The 20,016-nt window shown below is 70.7% G+C and carries 9 protein-coding genes and 1 CRISPR repeat array; of the genes, 5 read left to right on the top strand and 4 right to left on the bottom strand.

The window, feature by feature from the left end; all coding sequences use genetic code 11:
- Positions 1 to 9 precede the first annotated feature (9 nt).
- From WMF34_RS01425 to cas1, 4 genes are all read right to left on the bottom strand, one after another.
- Positions 10 to 324 (bottom strand): hypothetical protein, encoded by a 315-nt coding sequence (locus tag WMF34_RS01425; protein WP_437992178.1) that lies wholly within the window; start codon positions 322 to 324, stop codon positions 10 to 12.
- 119 nt (positions 325 to 443) lie between these two features.
- Positions 444 to 7,663: direct repeats of the CRISPR family, unit length 36 nt; unit sequence GCTTCAATGGGGCCGCCGCCTTTCAGCGGCGGAGAG.
- A 906-nt stretch (positions 7,664 to 8,569) separates the two neighbouring features.
- The gene (locus WMF34_RS01420; protein WP_437992177.1) at positions 8,570 to 8,788 is read right to left on the bottom strand and encodes a hypothetical protein; all 219 of its coding nucleotides are present in this window, start codon (positions 8,786 to 8,788) and stop codon (positions 8,570 to 8,572) included.
- An 87-nt stretch (positions 8,789 to 8,875) separates the two neighbouring features.
- Entirely contained in the window at positions 8,876 to 9,166 is a 291-nt protein-coding gene (gene cas2, locus WMF34_RS01415; RefSeq protein ID WP_437297341.1) for a CRISPR-associated endonuclease Cas2, read from the bottom strand.
- A 121-nt stretch (positions 9,167 to 9,287) separates the two neighbouring features.
- On the bottom strand, positions 9,288 to 11,312 hold the full coding sequence (gene cas1 / locus WMF34_RS01410) for a CRISPR-associated endonuclease Cas1 (RefSeq protein ID WP_437992176.1): 2,025 nt from the start codon (positions 11,310 to 11,312) through the stop codon (positions 9,288 to 9,290).
- 244 nt (positions 11,313 to 11,556) lie between these two features.
- Here cas1 and WMF34_RS01405 point away from each other — a divergent pair, with 244 nt between their 5' ends.
- From WMF34_RS01405 to csb2, 5 genes are all read left to right on the top strand, one after another.
- On the top strand, positions 11,557 to 12,375 hold the full coding sequence (locus WMF34_RS01405) for a hypothetical protein (RefSeq protein WP_437992175.1): 819 nt from the start codon (positions 11,557 to 11,559) through the stop codon (positions 12,373 to 12,375).
- A gap of 112 nt (positions 12,376 to 12,487) precedes the next feature.
- Positions 12,488 to 15,121 carry a type I-G CRISPR-associated helicase/endonuclease Cas3g gene (gene cas3g, locus WMF34_RS01400; RefSeq protein WP_437994602.1) on the top strand — a complete coding sequence of 878 codons (2,634 nt, stop codon included), beginning with the start codon at positions 12,488 to 12,490 and terminating at the stop codon, positions 15,119 to 15,121.
- Complete coding sequence (cas8g1, locus tag WMF34_RS01395; RefSeq protein WP_437992174.1) at positions 15,118 to 17,364, top strand: type I-G CRISPR-associated protein Cas8g1/Csx17; 2,247 nt, start codon at positions 15,118 to 15,120, stop codon at positions 17,362 to 17,364. The genes cas3g and cas8g1 overlap by 4 nt, the downstream gene beginning before the upstream one ends.
- A gap of 2 nt (positions 17,365 to 17,366) precedes the next feature.
- Positions 17,367 to 18,338: a type I-G CRISPR-associated RAMP protein Csb1/Cas7g gene (cas7g, locus tag WMF34_RS01390; RefSeq protein WP_437992173.1), complete on the top strand. Its 972-nt coding sequence runs from the start codon at positions 17,367 to 17,369 to the stop codon at positions 18,336 to 18,338.
- Positions 18,338 to 20,011, top strand: a complete 1,674-nt coding sequence (gene csb2, locus WMF34_RS01385; protein WP_437992172.1) for a type I-G CRISPR-associated protein Csb2 — start codon at positions 18,338 to 18,340, stop codon at positions 20,009 to 20,011. Before cas7g ends, csb2 begins: the two co-directional genes overlap by 1 nt.
- Positions 20,012 to 20,016 lie beyond the last annotated feature (5 nt).

Raw genomic sequence — 20,016 nt, 5'->3', positions numbered from 1 at the left:
GCAGGACATTCACGGTTCGGCCTCGCCACGGTTCGAGAGTCGCAAAACAGCCACGGCCACCGCGCGCAGCTCGTGAGGTGGCTGGCGCGTGGTCGCCCAGTCCGACACCAGGGCGGCCAACCTTCGGGCGACGTCACAGTCACCTTGGTGCACGATGAGCGCCGTCGTCACCTCTTTGGCCAGGATCGCTTCGAGCGCGTCCCCCATCGCGCGAAGCGTCCCTACCCATTCATCCATCGGAAGGTCGGCCCCTGGCGGGCCGACATCGAGCGCTTCCACGATCGCAGAGGCGCAGTTCAGCCCGCCAGAGAGCGCCTCCGCCATACGCCGTGCATGTGCCATCTGTCCACCTCCCTATTTCTCAAACGAATATCGGCAAAGCCACGTCCCGAGCGGCGGAGAGAGGCGGGGTTGCTCCGCGCCGGGTATCCGGTGCTCATGAGGCTTCAATGGGGCCGCCGCCTTTCAGCGGCGGAGAGGTGCGCCCCGCGGGCGATGATGACGCTGTTTGAGCCGCTTCAATGGGGTCGCCGCCTTTCTGCGGCGGAGAGCAGCACCGTGGAGGCGAGGTGGTCCATGACGTACACGGCTTCAATGGGGCCGCCGCCTTTCTGCGGCGGAGAGTCGCCGCGCTGCCCAACGCCTTCCAGGAGCGCGCCACGCTTCAATGGGGCCGCCGCCTTTCAGCGGCGGAAAGCACGATGTCCCCGTCGACGTAGGTGTCGGCGACGGCGCACTTGCTTCAATGGGGCCGCCGCCTTTCTGCGGCGGAGAGCTGGTGGCAGATGAGACGCCGGTGGACGTCATCCCCGTGCTTCAATGGGGCCGCCGCCCTTCAGCGGCGAAGAGCCGGCGACATTGCCCGGGTAGCCCGTGTCGAGCGCAAGCTTCAATGGGGCCGCCGCCTTTCTGCGGCGGAGAGGATCCAGCGGCGCACCAGACGCGCCGACGCACTCCTCGCTTCAATGGGGCCGCCGCCTTTCTGCGGCGGAGAGGGACAGCTTCGCCTCGAGGCTCCTCACCTTGGACCAGCTTCAATGGGGCCGCCGCCTTTCTGCGGCGGAGAGTGAACGTGGAGGTAATCAAGGATTCGCGTGATGGTGCGCTTCAATGGGGCCGCCGCCTTTCTGCGGCGGAGAGGAAGAGCTCAGGCGCGCCGGCGAGGCGGAGATGGCGCTTCAATGGGGCCGCCGCCTTTCTGCGGCGGAGAGCGAGAGCCCGCGGGCGTCCGCTGCCCGCCAAGCGCCCGGCTTCAATAGGGCCGCCGCCTTTTAGCGGCGGAGAGCGAAATGAGTCCGCGCAGATCGCCCGCGGTCCACGAGCTTCAATGGGGCCGCCGCCTTGCAGCGGCGGAGAGGGCGAGGCGGGCCCCGCTCGCCGCCGACGATGACCGACCGCTTCAATGGGGCCGCCGCCTTTCTGCGGCGGAGAGCCTGCACGTCGTCAACGAGACTGCGGCCGGAGCGCGCGTGACGCTTCAATGGGGCCGCCGCCTTGCAGCGGCGGAGAGTGTCGGTCGAGCACGTGTTCGTGCGCGCGGTTGAGGCGCTTCAATGGGGCCGCCGCCTTTCAGCGGCGGAGAGTGCAGACTGCTTGCCGCCGCGGGAGTTTCCCGATGGGAAGCTTCAATGGGGCCGCCGCCTTTTAGCGGCGGAGAGTCGAAGGAGCCGCCGCACGATCAGTTCCAGCCGCTCGCTTCAATGGGGCCGCCGCCTTTCTGCGGCGGAGAGCCTCTCCGCGCTACATCAGCCGCGCCACCTCGCACCGGCTTCAATGGGGCCGCCGCCTTTCTGCGGCGGAGAGGTGTACCTCATGTTGGACAACAACGAGGCCGGGCAGAAAGGCTTCAATGGGGCCGCCGCCTTTCTGCGGCGGAGAGGCGCCGGCGCCCGCCGCGCCGTGCGAACCTCGGCTCGGGCTTCAATGGGGCCGCCGCCTTTCTGCGGCGGAGAGACATCGAGAAGGCGGACCTCTCGGTCCAGAACCTCATGCTTCAATGGGGCCGCCGCCTTTCTGCGGCGGAGAGCGAAGGCGTGGATGGCTGCCGCACACGGCGAGCCGATGCTTCAATGGGGCCGCCGCCTTTCTGCGGCGGAGAGGAGATGGAGCGGGCGGCCCGCGACTGCGCCGAGAGCATGCTTCAATGGGGCCGCCGCCTTTCTGCGGCGGAGAGTCATCGAGATCAAGACGAAGAGCCACAAGGCGTTCATGCTTCAATGGGGCCGCCGCCTTTCAGCGGCGGAGAGGCAGTTCGTCGAGCGTCATCGGTCGAGCCTCCAGCCGCTTCAATGGGGCCGCCGCCTTTCTGCGGCGGAGAGCCCCGAGCGCACGGTCGCGCTCCGCAAGCTCCTGGAGTCGCTTCAATGGGGCCGCCGCCTTTCAGCGGCGGAGAGGCGGCACGGAAGTATGAGAGAGAGCACCCAGAGGAGTTGCTTCAATGGGGCCGCCGCCTTTCTGCGGCGGAGAGCCGGATGCTGACGGCATCCAGGAAATCATTATGGTGCTGCTTCAATGGGGCCGCCGCCTTTCAGCGGCGGAGAGCTCGGCGTCCGACTGGTTCTTCACCAGCAGCAGGTCGCGCTTCAATGGGGCCGCCGCCTTTCAGCGGCGGAGAGTTATAACCTGGCAGTCTCGCCTCTCAAGCCGAATTCGCTTCAATGGAGCCGCCGCCTTTCAGCGGCGGAGAGCTCGACGGTGATGGTCGACGGCGGCACCGGCTTCGCGCTTCAATGGGGCCGCCGCCTTTCTGCGGCGGAGAGCTCGCTGACGTGTTCGAGGGGCGCGACGACCTCGAGCTTCAATGGGGCCGCCGCCTTTCAGCGGCGGAGAGATGCGGCGCGCGGCCGCGGGGTCAGGTCGCCTTGACCTTGCTTCAATGGGGCCGCCGCCTTTCAGCGGCGGAGAGCCACCGAAGAGCGCACGCGGCGCGCGCTTCCCCGCGCTTCAATGGGGCCGCCGCCTTTCAGCGGCGGAGAGCGCCGCTCACCTTCGTATGGTGGAAGCGGTGGGCCTGCTTCAATGGGGCCGCCGCCTTTCAGCGGCGGAGAGGACCGAGCGGCGAAGTTGTCGGAGTCTCTAGGCAAGCACGCTTCAATGGGGCCGCCGCCTTTCAGCGGCGGAGAGACCCTGGTGCTCGGCACGGTCGGCGAGAGGTCCTATGTCGCTTCAATGGGGCCGCCGCCTTTCAGCGGCGGAGAGTTCACCGAAGATCGACCGATAATGAGATAAAGCTCCAGCTTCAATGGGGCCGCCGCCTTTCAGCGGCGGAGAGAGCGTGGACGGTGTGTATTCCTGCGCTGAGGGAGGAGCTTCAATGGGGCCGCCGCCTTTCAGCGGCGGAGAGGACCGGGGGGCACAGGTGGGCGAACATCTCGGTCAAGCTTCAATGGGGCCGCCGCCTTTCAGCGGCGGAGAGACCCAGGCCCCAGACACGCCAGCGGAGCAGGACCCCTGGCTTCAATGGGGCCGCCGCCTTTCAGCGGCGGAGAGCCATCTCCCCCATGGGCGTGATGGCCAGGATGGTGGCGCTTCAATGGGGCCGCCGCCTTTCAGCGGCGGAGAGGACTTCGACTGCCCGAGCCAGGCTGCCCGGAGGTAGAAGCTTCAATGGGGCCGCCGCCTTTCTGCGGCGGAGAGCTCCGGCTCTTCGCGAATGCGCGCTCTGAATCGTGCGTGCTTCAATGGGGCCGCCGCCTTTCAGCGGCGGAGAGTGGTGTCCGTGAAGTTGCGCGCGGTGTAGAGGTTGTAGCTTCAATGGGGCCGCCGCCTTTCAGCGGCGGAGAGAACGGGCTCGAGGAGCGCCTGATCAAGGGCGTCGAGCTTCAATGGGGCCGCCGCCTTTCAGCGGCGGAGAGCCGGAAGGGTCCGTGTCGCCAGACTGGGGCCAGGAGCTTCAATGGGGCCGCCGCCTTTCAGCGGCGGAGAGGCGCTCCGGGGAGGCGTGCCGGCGTGACCACCGCGCGGCTTCAATGGGGCCGCCGCCTTTCAGCGGCGGAGAGACACATTGACTGCCGGCGCCCGATGCGCCGGCGAAAGGCTTCAATGGGGCCGCCGCCTTTCAGCGGCGGAGAGGTACGGGGTCAGCGCGCCGCAAGCGCACACGTCGGCATGCTTCAATGGGGCCGCCGCCTTTCAGCGGCGGAGAGGTCGCCGCGGCCCACGGCTCGTCCGTCGTCGGGTAGCTTCAATGGGGCCGCCGCCTTTCAGCGGCGGAGAGGTCCACGACCTTGGTGACACCGTAAACCCCATCGATGTGCTTCAATGGGGCCGCCGCCTTTCAGCGGCGGAGAGGTCGGTCGACACCCGCAACGCCGCAGAACGGCGTGTGCTTCAATGGGGCCGCCGCCTTTCAGCGGCGGAGAGGACCGGAGGGGGACGCGTCACTGCGTTCTTCGAAGCGCTTCAATGGGGCCGCCGCCTTTCAGCGGCGGAGAGATCCGCTCGTCGCTGGCGTCACGCTACGCACCTTAGCTTCAATGGGGCCGCCGCCTTTCAGCGGCGGAGAGAACCTTCGCGCCTTCATCCGCCTTTTCGGCGGTTCGCTTCAATGGGGCCGCCGCCTTTCAGCGGCGGAGAGGCTAGGCTCGGGTCGCGTTGTGGCTGCGAGCAGGAGGGCTTCAATGGGGCCGCTGCCTTTCAGCGGCGGAGAGAGAGAGCGGCCCGCTCGGGCGGGCCGCCTCTAGGGGTTGCTTCAATGGGGCCGCCGCCTTTCAGCGGCGGAGAGATGTCGTGCACGCCATGAACCACGGGGAGGCGGGAGCTTCAATGGGGCCGCCGCCTTTCAGCGGCGGAGAGGCGGCGTTCGGCGCGATGGAGGCGGACTGGGAAGCGAAGCTTCAATGGGGCCGCCGCCTTTCAGCGGCGGAGAGGGCGGGAAGGTGCACATCCAGATTCCGAAACACGGCGGCTTCAATGGGGCCGCCGCCTTTCAGCGGCGGAGAGCACCTCACGCCCGCAGACGATGTGTTTGCTGAGGTGGAGCTTCAATGGGGCCGCCGCCTTTCAGCGGCGGAGAGATGCAGAGCGAGGGCATCAGGAACCCGGACTCCGCGCTTCAATGGGGCCGCCGCCTTTCAGCGGCGGAGAGGACACGATCGACGACCCGGGCCAGGGCGCCAACACGAAGCTTCAATGGGGCCGCCGCCTTTCAGCGGCGGAGAGCGCGCCGAGGCTCGCAAAAAGTTGGGGCGCCATGGGCTTCAATGGGGCCGCCGCCTTTCAGCGGCGGAGAGGCCGTAGGGCTCGTCTAGCCGAAGAGCTGACTCTCCGGCTTCAATGGGGCCGCCGCCTTTCAGCGGCGGAGAGCCTGGGTCGAGCACGCGCTTCGTGCACGCGCCCATGCTTCAATGGGGCCGCCGCCTTTCAGCGGCGGAGAGTCCCGGAGCTCCAGCCTGTGGTGGTCAGAGAGGTCCCGCTTCAATGGGGCCGCCGCCTTTCAGCGGCGGAGAGTCCCCGAAGGATATGATCCGTCGATACGAATAAGACGAGGCTTCAATGGGGCCGCCGCCTTTCAGCGGCGGAGAGGAGACGCACTCGGTCATCGACGTTCCCCGTCGCGTCGCTCGTGCTTCAATGGGGCCGCCGCCTTTCAGCGGCGGAGAGCGGAACTGCACGTCCCCGCAAGGACGAGGATGAGCACCAGCTTCAATGGGGCCGCCGCCTTTCAGCGGCGGAGAGCTCGTCGAGCTGCCACATCATCATGACTCTTCGCGCGCTTCAATGGGGCCGCCGCCTTTCAGCGGCGGAGAGAACCGCGGGAGCACCCTGGCCTTCGCGGAGGCGCTGCTTCAATGGGGCCGCCGCCTTTCAGCGGCGGAGAGTTCGACGCGATGCTCCGACTCATGCCGGAGACGAGCTTGCTTCAATGGGGCCGCCGCCTTTCAGCGGCGGAGAGACCGCGGAACGTGCCATGCTGGGGCGTGCTCATCCGGTCGCTTCAATGGGGCCGCCGCCTTTCAGCGGCGGAGAGGCTCTACGTGAGCCTCGCATCGAGCGCGCGCGTGTACCTGCTTCAATGGGGCCGCCGCCTTTCAGCGGCGGAGAGATTAGGCATGCAGCGGCGCTCGCCGACTCGCGAATCTGCTTCAATGGGGCCGCCGCCTTTCAGCGGCGGAGAGGGGCTCTCTCAGGGCGATAGCGGAAGCGCACGCATGGGCTTCAATGGGGCCGCCGCCTTTCAGCGGCGGAGAGCACGGGGGCGACGCTGGCGCTCCCCCGATGCCGCCAGCTTCAATGGGGCCGCCGCCTTTCAGCGGCGGAGAGGCCATCTCCGCGCGATCCAGGTTCCCGGCGACAACACGCTTCAATGGGGCCGCCGCCTTTCAGCGGCGGAGAGCGTACCAGCCGGCATCGCAGCTCGAGCTCCAGCACAAGCTTCAATGGGGCCGCCGCCTTTCAGCGGCGGAGAGACCGCTCCGCGGCGTGTCGCTCGTCGACTCGACAGGGCTTCAATGGGGCCGCCGCCTTTCAGCGGCGGAGAGACTACGCGCTCGAGGCGGATGTCCCGACGGAGCTCGTGCTTCAATGGGGCCGCCGCCTTTCAGCGGCGGAGAGCAGCGTTGTAGGCGCTGACCCGGCCTGGCAAGCACGTGCTTCAATGGGGCCGCCGCCTTTCAGCGGCGGAGAGCGGGGACGTGTCCGACGCGTTCGAGAAGCGCTTCGGGCTTCAATGGGGCCGCCGCCTTTCAGCGGCGGAGAGTGCACTGGGCATCCACCCGGACCCCGAACTGGCCCACGCTTCAATGGGGCCGCCGCCTTTCAGCGGCGGAGAGGGCCGAGATCGCGCAGCACCGCCCGCTGCTCATGACGCTTCAATGGGGCCGCCGCCTTTCAGCGGCGGAGAGCTGACCCCCATGGTTGTTCGTGCCGCCGTAGCCATGCTTCAATGGGGCCGCCGCCTTTCAGCGGCGGAGAGGCGCCGTGCCAACCGAGCCCGAGGATCGAGAGGGCAAAAGCTTCAATGGGGCCGCCGCCTTTCAGCGGCGGAGAGGCGTCTTGCTCGACCTCGCCGCGCGCATTCGTGATGCTTCAATGGGGCCGCCGCCTTTCAGCGGCGGAGAGTGGGGGAGGCGAGCCAGCGCGAGGCGCTAGAGTGGCGGGCTTCAATGGGGCCGCCGCCTTTCAGCGGCGGAGAGGCGCGGTGACGATGATCTCGCCCTTCGCGCCAGCGATCATGCTTCAATGGGGCCGCCGCCTTTCAGCGGCGGAGAGGGCGCGCCTTGGTGCTTTGACTGTAAGATCCCCATCGGCTTCAATGGGGCCGCCGCCTTTCAGCGGCGGAGAGCCCAGGATCCGCCGGGATGTAGTCGGAGAGAAGCTGCTTCAATGGGGCCGCCGCCTTTCAGCGGCGGAGAGGCGACGTGTGAGGGCCGCGCTCGCCGAACGGAGCGCTGCTTCAATGGGGCCGCCGCCTTTCAGCGGCGGAGAGGCGCCGGGAGGGACGGCGGCGCGGCGTTGCGGTGGCCGCGCTGCGCTTCAGCTCGTGCTTCAATGGGGCCGCCGCCTTTCAGCGGCGGAGAGGCCCGCACCCTCGGTATCGGCCCGCCCATCTGGTCGGCTTCAATGGGGCCGCCGCCTTTCAGCGGCGGAGAGTGAGCAAGGCCAGCACGGGCCGCGATATGCTCGTCGTGCTTCAATGGGGCCGCCGCCTTTCAGCGGCGGAGAGAGGCCTCCCAGACGTACCTGACATTTCGCGTACTTGCAAGCCGGTTTGCGAGAGGTTCCCGTTGGCGCCCCCTTCCCCGGCTGCCGGGGGCCCTCCGGAGGCACCCCTCCCTCTCGAAAACCATCGTCATTTCAAAGACCTACCGGCGTTGCGAGCGCCTCCCGGGATTTTCGCGTCACTCCACCGCTCGCAGCGGGCCCGTCGCCTCCCTTCTACCACACCCCCGCCTCGCCGTGCCCAGCCCTTCCGTCGTCGCGCGCAGCGGTGTCTCTCCAGCCCGGCCTCGTCCGCTCACCCACCTGCGGTCGGCCGGTGTCGCGACGCGGATCTCCGATGGCTCGGGCCCTCGACGGTGCGCCGACCGCGCTCGACCCACCGCCGCCATCTTCCCCACCGTCCGCCGCCGTCGCTCACCGTGATTGCCCCGCCGGATCCGTTTGTCACGAAACGGCGCACGCGCACGGGACCGGCGCTCCTTCCTTCTCCTTCCTACCTACTGCAGGCACGATACCGGGGCCCCCCACCGCCCCGCCGGCTGCCGCGCAGCGCCTGCGTGCTGCGGGCCGGCGTGTTCTCGCGCCAGGACCGCGGTAACCGTGGCGCCGGCCGTCGGTCGCTGCGCCGGACAGGTCATCCTTCTCCCCGAGGCGGCCTGCGCGACCGAGCTCGCCCGCGTTCCCAGACCATCCCAGTCCCCCGGGCGAGCGCGCTCGTACCCGCACCGCGGAGATGGGTGCCCCCATCTTTCGTGGAGGCACGTCCACCGCGGAGACGGATCCAACTCGTCTTTTGTGGAGGCACGTCCACCGCGGAGACGGGTCCACTCGTCTTTTTCTGGACGCACGTCCAGGCGGGAGACGAGTCCGACCATCTCCCGCCTGGACGTGCCGGATCACCCGGACGGGTTCACAGCGTGCCGACCGCCCCGGCCTGGGGCGCCGGGACGGCTTCGGGCTTCGCGGCAGGGCCGTTCGACCGGACCTCGCGCGGTCGGAGCGTGGTCATCTCGGAGCTGCCGCGCACCCGCGACACCCTGGTCCTGCGCCTGCTCGGCGCCAGCGCCGTGCTCCGCGACGCGATCCGCGAGCTCGCCGCCCTGCGCGACGACACCTGGGAAAGGAGCATCGCCCTACCCTGGCTGGTACGCTTGGGCTTCGAGACCCCGGACACGCCGCAGGCTCGACCGTCCCCCTCCCCCGCCGGCGCAGCGCCTCACACCACCACGGCCACCCGCTCCGACGGGACGTACGCCCTCCCGAGCGACGCGATGGCGCTCAGCCCGCGCCCGTTCGCCGGACCGATGTCGATGATCAGCACCTGGTCCACCCTCGGATCGATGATCTGCCCAAGATCGCGCCGCAGCTCCACGAGCTCCCTCCGGCTCAGCTCGCACTGCCACACCGAGAGCTGCAGCCAGTCGCCGTATCCCCGCATCGCCTTGAAGATCTTGCGCAGCCGCTTCGGATCGCAGACGTCGTAACTCACGATGTAGCTCTGCCTCACGCCGGCCTCCTTCGCTCGCTCTCTCCCTCGCTCCCTCGCTCCCTCGGCCCGCGCTCTCCCGCGCCGTGCCTTCACTCACCTCGTCCGGAACGACGCCCTCACCGCCTCCGGGACGACGCCTTCACCTCGTCCGGAACGACGGGTACGCCTCCACCTCGCCGAGCAGCACCCGCGCGAGCAGCCGCGCCTGCACCTCCAGCACCCTGCGGTAGCTGATCCGGTATCCGAACACCGGGTGTGTCACCAGCTGGTCCATCCGCCGCTCGTAGGCCTGGAGGAACTTCTTGCGCCCCGCGGGCCGCAGCGCCACCGCGCCGCCGAAGCGCTGGAAATCGTCCGGCGCCACGACCCCGTTGTTGATCGCCGCCACGACCACCGAGTCCGCCACGATCGGCCGGAACTCCTCCATCAGGTCGAGCGCCAGCGCCGGCCGCCCGAAGCGCGGCTGGTGATAGAAGCCGAGCAGCGGATCCAGCCCGACCGTGCCCAGCGTCGTCGCGAGATCCTTCGCGAGCAGCGCGTAGGCCAGCGACAAGAGCGCGTTCACCGGATCGCGCGGCGGCCGCCGGTTGCGCCCCTCCAGGTCGAACTCGCCCCGTGCCTCGCCCGCGCCTTTCAACATGCCCGCGAACGCCCCGAAATACACGCGGGCCGCCGTCCCCTCGATCCCGAGCAGCGACGGCAACGACGGCGCCTCCGCGGCCTTGCGCGCGAGCTGGTCGAGCTCCGACAGCACCGCCGCGTCGGGCGCCGCGTGGTTGCGCCGGAGCAGCGTCCTCGCGTTCTTGATCTTCGACACCACGACGCCGCGCGCGAACGACAGGCAGAACGCCTCGTCCGCCGCCGCGCGGTGCTGCGCGACCCGGAGCTCCACGTTCCTCGACTCGAGCCCCGTCGCGCGGCCGAGGTAGTAGCCGCCGTACGTCAGGAAGCAGAGCGGTATCCCGCGCTCCAGGAGCGCCCGCATCGCCTGCGTCGAGATCTGCACGTTGCCGAGCAACGCGACCTGCGACGTGTTCGAGAGCCGCGCCTCCGTCTGCCCACCAGCGCGGCCGGTGATCACGAGCCGCTCCCCCGCGAGCCCGATGCGCGCCCCCTGCTCCTGCACGTACACGGGGAGCCTGTCGTCCCGCGCAGGGTGGAGGCGCCTGAGCTCCGCCCCGGCCTGCTCGTCGCCGTCCTCGGACCCCGCGCCCGCGCCCGCTGCGCCGGCGAGGCCCCACGGATCCACCTCCAGCGGGCCCTCCAGCTCCTCCGACCCGCCAGCGTCGAGAGGCGAGCTCTCCTTCTCCGCCTCGACCGCCGCGTCGAGATCCTCCCCGTCGAGACGCCGCAAGAGGTTGGTCTCGTCGGGCAAGCAGATCCCCACGAGCGAGCAGCCGTTGCACTTCGGGCTGTCGACGAGCGGCGGAGGAATGGCCGCGGCCGCCGTCACCTCCCGCGCGCGGGCAGCGGCCGCGTGCGTCGTGGCGATGAGCGCGTCGTCGATCGCGATCGAGACCCGCCGGCGCGAAGCCGCGAAGTAGATGGCCGCCTCGTCGCACGTGTACCCGTGCTCGCGCAGGAGCAGCACGTGGGCGCAGAGCTGCGCGCGCTCCGGCAAGTAGGCCCCGCCGGGCACGTCCGGCGCGCGGCCGCGCTTGTACTCGATCGGGACCAGGCGCCCCGACGCGTCGCCCTCCACCACATCGATCTTCGCCGTGATGCCGAGCCGCTCCGACGACAGCCACACGCTGCGCGCCTCGTACGGCGCAGGCTCCTCGGCCTCGTCGTCCGCGTCCGCCCGCTTCGCCGAGGCGCGCCGCCGCTGCGCCGGCGCGGGCGGCGCGGCGGCCGGCGCGGCGGGCGTCGCCTCGGCGGGGCCACCCGCCGCCCCCGCCGGCCGCGGCGGCAGCTCGCCGCCCGCGACGTCCGCGCGCCGGTGCACGCTCCGGCCCTCCACCGTGAAGACGTTGTCCTCGAACTCGCCCTGCGCCCACTCCAGGTAGAGCAGGCGCTCGCAATACAGCACCTCGTTGATCATCCGCGCCGGCACCAGCTCCGGCGGCGCTCCCGCGACAGGCAGCCTCCGCGGGAGCGGCTTCGCCCGCGCCAACAGCTCACCCGGCTCCTCGGCAACACCCTCGTGCGCTCGCTCCAACGCCATGGTGCCTCCTTGCGAGGTCATGAGACGCTGGCGCCGCCGGCAGGGTCAAGAACCGAGAAAAAACTTAAAATAGTGATAATTTTGAGCGGGAAACCGTAAGTGGATACGCGTGCCCCTTCTTGGCCCCGATGCGGAGGGCGCCTTGTAGAACCCGCGCGGTACCAGCCGCAGATCCCGCCGCTCGGCAGGCCGGCCGCTCGACAGGGATGACCCGGCGACCCTCCCGCGGTATGCTCGCGCCGTCATGCCGGGCGCAGGGTATACCGCTGTCGTCGATGGCCACCGCGTGGACGTCCTGCGGGACGGAGTCGTCGTGGCCACCGGACGATGGACCGGCCGGCGCATCGAGCAAAGCCCTGCCTGCCTCATCCAGGGAGACATCGCCGATGTGGACGAAGCGCTCGCCGCCTCGGACGCGATCTATGCAGAGCTGGAGGAACGGCTGGCCGCCGAAGAGGCCGCAGCGCTGGCCGTGCCCACCTGCAACGAGGAGGGCGTCGATCTGACCCTGATCGACTGGGTCCTCGACATGACACCAAGGGAAAGGCTTGAGATGATCGAGTCGTACGCGGGGGTCCCGTTCGGGCGCATCCTCGAGATCCTCGAGGCGCACGAGGTCGAGTTCATCGTCATCGGCGGCGTGGCCGCGAGCCTGCAAGGCGCAGACTGGAACACGAAGGACCTCGACATCTTGTACTCGCGCGACGCACGGAACATCCGCCGGATGCTGGACGCGCTGTCCGCGCTCGAGGCCCGATTCCGCGATTTCGCCGGCCGACACATCGTTCCCACCGAGTCGCACCTGACCACGTTCGGCGTGAAGCCTTTGAGCACGAAATTCGGTCCGCTGGATCTGCTGGGAACGCTGAGCATGCACGACGACGAGACCACCTATGAGTGCCTCCTCGACCAGACGCTCACGCTGGAGACACCGCGGCTCTCCATCCGTGTTCTCACCCTGGAGAAGCTGGTCGAGGTCAAAAAGAAAGCTGGGCGTCCCAAGGACCTGCTGGCGCTGCAGATCCTGCAAGCGACAATCGAGCGCTCAAAACAGCGCGGATGAGCCGCCGCCAGCGTCGATCTCACGCTTCCCCTGCCCTCGCTCTTCTGCGAAGCTGCTCTGGCCTGAAGGAGGCGCCTCCCCGCGCGCCCGGCACCTGGAACGTCCCCACGTGATGCCTCCGCCGCCCTACGCTGCCTGGTTCGAGACCGTCACCCGCTTCTCGCCCCACGGCTGGCAGCGCGCGCTCGGCGAGGCGACGCAGTGCGGACACCGGCTCCTCCGCATCCCGACCGGCTTCGGCAAGACGGCGGGCGTCGTGCTTCCCTGGCTCTACCATCGCGTGCTCCGTGAGGACCTCGGCTGGCCCACGCGCCTCGTCTTCTGCTTCCCGATGCGCACGCTCGTCGAGCAAACCGAGACCGCCATAAGGGCCTGGCTCGAGCGGTCGGGGCTGTCGGTCGCCGTGAACGTCCTCATGGGCGGAGTCGAGGGCCAGCGCTGGGAGCTCGCTCCGGAGCAGCCGGCCATCCTGCTCGGAACGCAGGACATGCTGCTCTCGCGCGCCATGAACCGCGGCTACGGCGCGGGCCGCGCGCGGTGGCCCATGCCGTTCGGGCTCGTGAGCCAGGACGCGCTCTGGGTCCTCGACGAGATCCAGCTCATGGATGTCGGACTCGCCACGAGCGCGCAGCTCGCCGCGTTCCGCGACCACGATGCGGCCGCGCGCCGGCGGCTGCGGCCCACCCATGCATGGTGGATGAGCGCCACGCTCCAGCCCGGATGGCTCGCGACCGTCGACTTTGGAGGACAGGTCCCCGCCCTCGACGAACAGGCCGTGCGCATCCAGGAGGCGGAGCGCCGAGGAGGGCTGTGGGAGGTGAGCAAGTCGATCGACCTCCGCGATGTCGCGGCTGAGGCCGACGTCGCCAAGCTCGCGCTGGAGATGCACCAAAAGGGCACGCTCTCGCTCATCGTCGTTAACCAAGTCCAGCGCGCCGTCGACCTCTTCCAGGCGCTCGACGATCGATGCCACGAGCGCAAAGGGAAGGCGCGTGTCCGGCGCCCTGGCGCGCCGGAGCTCAAGCTCGTGCACAGCCGCTTCCGCGGCGCCGAAAGGGCGCAGTGGAGCCGCGACTTCCTGAGCCGCGCCGCAAGCCGCCCCGACGCGCTCCCCGCGGAGGGGCGCATCATCGTCGCCACGCAGGTCGTGGAGGCGGGCGTCGATATCTCGGCGCGCCTGCTGATCACGGACCTCGCGCCCTGGTCGAGCCTGGTCCAGCGGTTCGGGCGCTGCGCCCGCTATGAAGGGGAGTCCGGCGCCATCGTGGTGCTGGGCAAGACGAAGACCACGGCGCCCTATGCGGAGGCCGAGCTCGACGCCGCAGCCGAGGCCGCCGCGACGTTCGCCCGGAGCGCCGGCGACGCCTCGCCGCGCGCCATCGACGCCTTCGAGCAGGCGTGCGCCCCGGATCTGCTCGGCCGGCTCTACCGCTACGCGCCGGCCCACGTCCTGCGCCGCCGCGACGTCGATGAGCTGTTCGACACGACGCCCGACCTGACCGGCAGCGATCTGGACGTCGGCCGGTACATCCGGAGCGGGGAAGACCGCGACGTCCGCGTCTTCTGGAGGCCTGTCGACGCGGCGAGCAAGAGCGTCCCCCGCGAGCTCGTCGGCCGGGTGCACCGCGCCGAGCTCTGCCCCGTCCCGGTCCGCGATCTGCGCGACTTCGTGCGCGCCGATCGCCGCGGGCGCCCCGTCTTCGCGCTCGATTATGTGCTCGGCACCTACCGCAGGGTCGACGAGGTCGATCGCATCCCGCCGGGGAGCACGCTCCTGCTCCCGTCGTCCGCAGGCGGGTACACGGCGGATCTCGGCTGGAACCCCAAGGCGAGCGCCGACGTCGTGCCCGTGGCTCCGCCGGCGGAGCCGGCCGAGAGCGCGGCGCTTCGGCTCGATCAGAGCGCCGAGGCAGCGGAGGACGACAGCCTGTCGCAGGCGGCATGGAAGAGCATCGCCACGCACGGCCGCGAGACGGCCGAGGAGCTGCGCGGCATCGCGACGGCGCTCCGGTTGCCGGCGCGGCTCGCGGATCTCCTGGATCTCGCGGCGCGCTGGCACGACGCCGGCAAGGCGCATGCGGTGTTCCAGGACGCCATCCGGCAAGACGCCCGCGCGGAGGCCGGTGAAGTCGGCCTGCGCCGCGATCTCGCCAAGGCGCCGCGCGGGGCGTGGACCGGGAAGGGCTACCCGACACGGCCGGGCTTCCGGCACGAGCTCGCCAGCGCGCTCGCCCTGCTCGCGCTGCTCCGCCGCGCGGATCCGCAGCATGCCGCGTTGCTCGGGGGCAGCGCGGAGCTCCTCGCAGCGCTGGGCGAGCCGCCGCCCGCGGCGCCGCCGGAGGCTTCCGTTGATCGGAGCCATCCGCTCGCGCGCGAGCTCGCCGCGCTCTCGGAGGAGGAGCTCAACCTCGTCGCCTTCCTCGTCTGCGCGCATCACGGCAAGGTGCGCACCGCATGGACGAGCACGCCGCACGACCAGGCCGAGGGCCACGGCGGCATCCACGGCGTGTGCGAGGACGACGCGCTCGCCCCGTTCGAGCTCGCCGCTGCGGAAGGCGACGCCCCGGTTCCGTCGCTCACGCTGTCCCTCGAGCCCGCCGCGCTCGGCGTCGGGGCGCGGTTCGGCGCCTCCTGGGGCGAGCGCGTCTCGGCGCTGCTCGATGCGTGGGGGCCCTTCGCGCTCGCCTACCTGGAGGCGCTGCTCCGGGCCGCCGATGCGCGCGCCTCGATGGACGCGACGTCATGAGCCTCCACCTCCACCACCTCGCCGGATGCACCCCTGAGCCGATCGCCGGCTACCTCAAGGCGCTCGGCGTCCTCCGCGCCATCGCGAGCCAGGCCGACCGCGGGGCGCGGGCCCGCTGGAACAGCGGGCGGTACGAGCTCGTCACGGCGCTCGATCGCGATGACCTGGCGCGCTTCTTCCTGGAGGCCTACGCGCCTTCGCCGATCATCGCGCCGTGGAACGGCGGCAGCGGGTTCTATCCGAAGGACACGAAGGACGGCATCGAACCACTCTCGTCCTCGCCGGCGGACCGTTTCGCGCTCTACCGCGAGGCGATCGCCGCGGGGCGCGCGATCGTGGCGGCGCGCGCCGAGAGCCCGAAGGGCGAGGAGAAGCTCGAGATGATCCGCGCCTGCCGGCGCGCGTGGCCCGAGGCCATGCTCGCGTGGCTCGACGCCGCGGTGGTCCTGGCCGGCGACGCGGCGAAGTACCCCGCGCTGCTCGGCACGGGCGGCAACGACGGCCGGCTCGACTTCACCAACAACCGCATGCAGCGCCTGATCGAGCTCTTCGATCCGGCGACCGGCGCCGCGCGACCGGCGGCGCGCCCGCTGCTCGCGGCCGCGCTCCTCGGCGAGCCGGCGCCGGGGCTGGAGCGGCGCGCGGTCGGCCAGTTCCTGCCGGGGAACGCCGGCGGTCCGAACCAGGCCTCGGGTTACATGGGCGAGTCGCTCGTGAACCCGTGGGACTTCGTCCTGCTGCTCGAAGGGGCGTTGCTCCTGCCCGTCGCCGCGGTGCGGAGGCTCGAGAGCGCCGACCTGGTGCAGGCGGCCGCGCCGTTCGCGGTGCGAGCGCGGGCCGGCGGCTACGCCAGCGCGTGCGCCGCCGACGAGGGCAACCAGCGCGGCGAGCAGTGGATGCCGCTCTGGGGCGGCGCGGCGACGCTCACCGAGGTGCGTGCCCTCTTCGCCGAGGGGCGGCTCGTCGCCAGCGCGAACAAGCGGCAGGCGGGGCACGCCATCGACGCGGCGCGCGCTGTCACCGGGCTAGGCGTCGCCCGCGGCGTGACCGAGTTCGTCCGGTTCGGGTACATCGAGCGCAACGGGCAGGCAAACCTCGCGGTGCCGCTCGGCCGGTGGGCGGTCGAGGCGGGCGATGGCGCCGGCACCTCGTCGCGGTCGCGGTTGCTCGACGAGATCGACCCCTGGGTCGAGGGCCTGCGCCGCCTGGGCCAGGGCGACAGCGCGCCCGCGGCGCTCGGTCGCGCGCTCCGCCGCGTCGAGGCGGCGATGCTGGCGGTGTGCCGCGACGGGTCGCCGGAGCGCTGGCAACGGCTGCTCCTCGGGCTGGCCGAGGCGGAGAGCGCGCTCGTCTCGCGGCCGAAGGTCGCGGCGTCAGCGCCGTGGCTCGGGCCGCTTCCGCCGCTGTCCCACGCGTGGTGGAGCGCGGCCGACGACGGCTCCGCGGAGCTGCGCCTCGCCGCCGCCATCGCGTCGCAGACAGGCCCGGCGGAGCGCCCCGGCGCGGACGAGCTCGGCCCGATCCGCGCCCATTGCCTGCCGCTGGATCCGCGCTCCGGCTTCCGCCGCCTCGCGTTCGGCGCCGACGGCCTCGTGCGCGACCCGCGCGTCGTCTGGGCCGGCCGCGATCTCGCCGACGATCTCACGGCCGTGGCGCTGCGCCGCATGATCGAGGCCCCGCTCCACGGGGCGCGCGCCTTTCCCCTGCGCGGCCGCGCGTACGCGCACCTCGACGACATCGCGCTGTTCCTGGACGGCGCGGTGGACGAGGCGCGCGTCGCCGGGCTGTCGCGCGCCTTGATGGCGGTCGACTGGAGGCGTGCGCCGCGGCCGTCGCGCGCGCCGCGCGCCGAGCGCCCGTCGGCGCTCCACGGGCTCTTCCGGCTCGCGTACACGCCCGACGAGGTGAAGCCCCGGCCTGCTCCCGGCCGCGATGGCGCCGGCGAGCTGTCGCCGCTGGAGCCGCGCCTCGATCCGGCGCCGCTCCGCCTGCTCGTCGCGGGGCGCCTGCACGACGCAGGAGCCGCGGCGGTGCGCACGCTGACCGCGGCCGGGGCGCGCCCGAAGCTGCGCCTCGTCGCGGGCTCTGCCGATCTCGCGCGGCGCCTCGCCGCGACGCTCGCCATCCCTGTCGCGCCCGAGGATCTCGTGAAGCTCCTCAGGCTGGTCTGTAAGCCGGCCGGTCCCGCGGTCGAGGACGCGCCGTCCACGCCGCCGCCTGCGGCACCTGCAACGTCGGAGTGATCATGCCCATCGATCTCAGCGCCCTGCTCCCCGATCGCGCCCCGTACCCCTCGCGCCTGCTGCTCGAGCAGGAGCTGCGCCCCGTGCAAGGGGTCCGCTTCCAGCCGACCGGCTTCCCGGATCTGGGCGCAAGCGTCTTCGAGGATCCCGTGGACGGCGGGCAGCGGTTGCTCGTCGAGAGCGCGCAGAGCATGGCCAACCGGCTCGAAGCGGTGTGCTGGGACCGGACCGCGCAGGACCTGGTCCCCGAGCTCAAAGGGCTCTCGTACGTGCGCGTGGTCCGCCCGGACAAGGGCTATCTCACGAGCTCGATCACGGAAGCGCACCGGCTCAACTCGCCTTACATCCTGGAGAGCAAGGACAAGTCGTTCTTCAACCGGCTGAAGGACGAGACCGCACCCCTGGCGGAGGGACCGATCGATCGCAGGAAGCTCGCGGCCATCGTGTTTCGCTACGACGCGAACACGCTGCTTCACGGCCTCTTCCTCGCGAAGCCCGACCTCGTGGGCGGGCGATTGCGCATCGAGCGCGCGCTGTCGTCGTTCATCGAGGCCGAGGACGTGCGCGTGGCCGCCTCCGGTGGCGTGAAGAACGATGCGGTGAACCCGAGCGGCGATACGGGCAAAGGCTTCGGCAACGTGCCGTTCCACCGAGACGAGTACACCGCGAAACGGATCATGGCGTTCTTCAGCCTCGATCTGCACCAGATCCGCGGCTACGGCCTCGGCGCGGCGGCGGAGCGGCTGCTCACCTTGCTCGCGCTCTACAAGATCGCGGCGCTGCTGGAAGGTGACCTGCGCCTGCGGACGGCGTGCGACCTCGCGCCCCAGGGGTCGCTGCGCGTGGTTCGCCCCGAGTCGTTCGTCGTGCCGCCCGCGGCCGCGCTGCGGGCGGAGCTGCCCTCGGCCATCGCGGCGTGCAAGGACCTGTTCGCGGGCGCCGGCGCTCCGACGACCGTCACCTTCTCCGCCTGATGCTCCGGCTAGCTATCCGGTTCCTGGCCGGTTCGTACCACGCGACCCCCTGGGGCCGTCACGTGAACGAAGGGGACATCGAGTGGCCGCCTAGCCCGTGGCGCCTCTGCCGTGCGCTCCTCGCGACCGGGTTCGCCCGGCTCGGCTGGACGGCGGTGCCGCCGGAAGGCCGGACGCTGATAGAACGGCTGGCGACATCGCCGCCCGTCTACCATCTTCCGCCGGCGTCGACTGGCCATACGCGCCATTACATGCCCGTCCACAGGAACGCCACGGCAAAGGTGCTCGATGCGTTCGCGTTCGTCGGGCGCGGCGACGGCGCGGTGCTCGGCGTCACCTGGGACGTGGAGCCCACGGCGGCAGAGCGAGCGCTCTTCGAGGCGCTCGCAGAGCGCTTGAGCTACCTGGGACGCGCCGAGTCCTGGGTGGCTGCCGAGGCGACGGAGGTCCTGCCGGAGGACCTGTCTCCGTGCCGCGCGTCGGAGTGTGCCCCCGGGCCGGGCTACGAGCGCATCGCGCTGCTCGCGCCGCTCGGCGCCCCGGAGTACGCGGCCTTCCGGAGCGAGCGCGTGGGCGCAGCGCGCGGCACGGAGCAGGAGGAGCCGGCGCGGCGAGGCGCGAAGGCGCCGAAGAAGAGCGCGGCTTCGAAGGAGGCCGCGAAGCTCGACGCGCTTTATCCGGCGGACCTCCTGGCGGCGCTCCTCAAGGACACCAGCGATCTCCAGCGGGAAGGGTGGAGTCAGCCGCCCGGCAGCCGATGGCTATCGTACTGGCGCAGCCGAGACGCGCTTGCGAAGGTGCCAGCCAGCGCAACACGGGCAGCTCACCGGAACGCCTCGCAGAAAGACACGGCACTCCTCGCGTTGTCGTCCGACACCGCACGAGGAGAAGTCCTGCCTCGCCTCGTGGACGGCCTGCTCTGGATGGAGGTGCTGCATGCGAAGCTCGTCAGCCACTCGGATCGCCGCGACGGCATCGGACCATCTCCCTGCCTGAGCGGGAGAGACGCGCGTGGAGAGCGGCTCAAGGATCACAGACACGCATGGCTCTTACCAGCGTCGCTGGAACGCGAAGGCCATATCGACCACGTGCTCGTGCATGCGGCGATGACGTTCGACGGACGTGCGCATGAGGCGCTCTCCAAGCTGCGGCAATTTCACGTGAAAGAGGTGCTCACGTTCGTCACGCTGGTGGGCACCGGCACGCGGGAAGACTTCGAGCAGGCGGTGCCTTATGCCAGAGCGGCGAGGGTCTGGAAGAGCGTGCTGCCCTTCGTACCTCCGCGGCACCTGAAGAGGCAGGGAGCGAACTCGCTCGAGGGCCAGGTCCAGGCCGAACTCGCATCCCGGAATCTGCCGCGTGCCGAGCGCATCGAGGTGGAGCTCGACGGAAGCGGCTACTGCGCCGCGAGCGATTTCTGGGAGTTATGGAGCCACCGTCATCCCGGTGAGGTCCGCGTCGAGGCGCGCGGGGAGGGCGCTCCCCAGCCGGAGGAGCGCCTGGCGGCGCGCTGGCGTCACTTTCGCAACGTGCGCCAGCTCAAGCCCGATCAGCGCCCTCCCATCGCCACGAGCCTCGGCCTGCGCCTCACCTTCGCCGAGCCCGTCCGCGGCCCCATCGCCCTCGGCTACGCCTCCCACTTCGGCCTCGGTGCGATGGCCCCATCGCCGTGATCCGC

It is taken from the genome of Sorangium sp. So ce145 (genome assembly GCF_051525985.1).
GTDB lineage: Bacteria > Myxococcota_A > Polyangia > Polyangiales > Polyangiaceae > Sorangium > Sorangium cellulosum_B.
This window is presented reverse-complemented; position numbering and strand designations above follow the sequence as displayed.

Excerpts from the sequence above, each read along its gene's own strand:
- WMF34_RS01425 (WP_437992178.1), bottom strand. The coding sequence starts at position 324 with ATGGCGGAGGCGCTCTCTGGCGGGCTGAACTGCGCCTCTGCGATCGTG.
- WMF34_RS01420 (WP_437992177.1), bottom strand. The coding sequence starts at position 8,788 with ATGCTCCTTTCCCAGGTGTCGTCGCGCAGGGCGGCGAGCTCGCGGATC.
- cas1 (WP_437992176.1), bottom strand. The coding sequence starts at position 11,312 with ATGGCGTTGGAGCGAGCGCACGAGGGTGTTGCCGAGGAGCCGGGTGAG.
- WMF34_RS01405 (WP_437992175.1), top strand. The coding sequence starts at position 11,557 with ATGCCGGGCGCAGGGTATACCGCTGTCGTCGATGGCCACCGCGTGGAC.
- cas3g (WP_437994602.1), top strand. The coding sequence starts at position 12,488 with ATGCCTCCGCCGCCCTACGCTGCCTGGTTCGAGACCGTCACCCGCTTC.
- cas8g1 (WP_437992174.1), top strand. The coding sequence starts at position 15,118 with ATGAGCCTCCACCTCCACCACCTCGCCGGATGCACCCCTGAGCCGATC.
- cas7g (WP_437992173.1), top strand. The coding sequence starts at position 17,367 with ATGCCCATCGATCTCAGCGCCCTGCTCCCCGATCGCGCCCCGTACCCC.
- csb2 (WP_437992172.1), top strand. The coding sequence starts at position 18,338 with ATGCTCCGGCTAGCTATCCGGTTCCTGGCCGGTTCGTACCACGCGACC.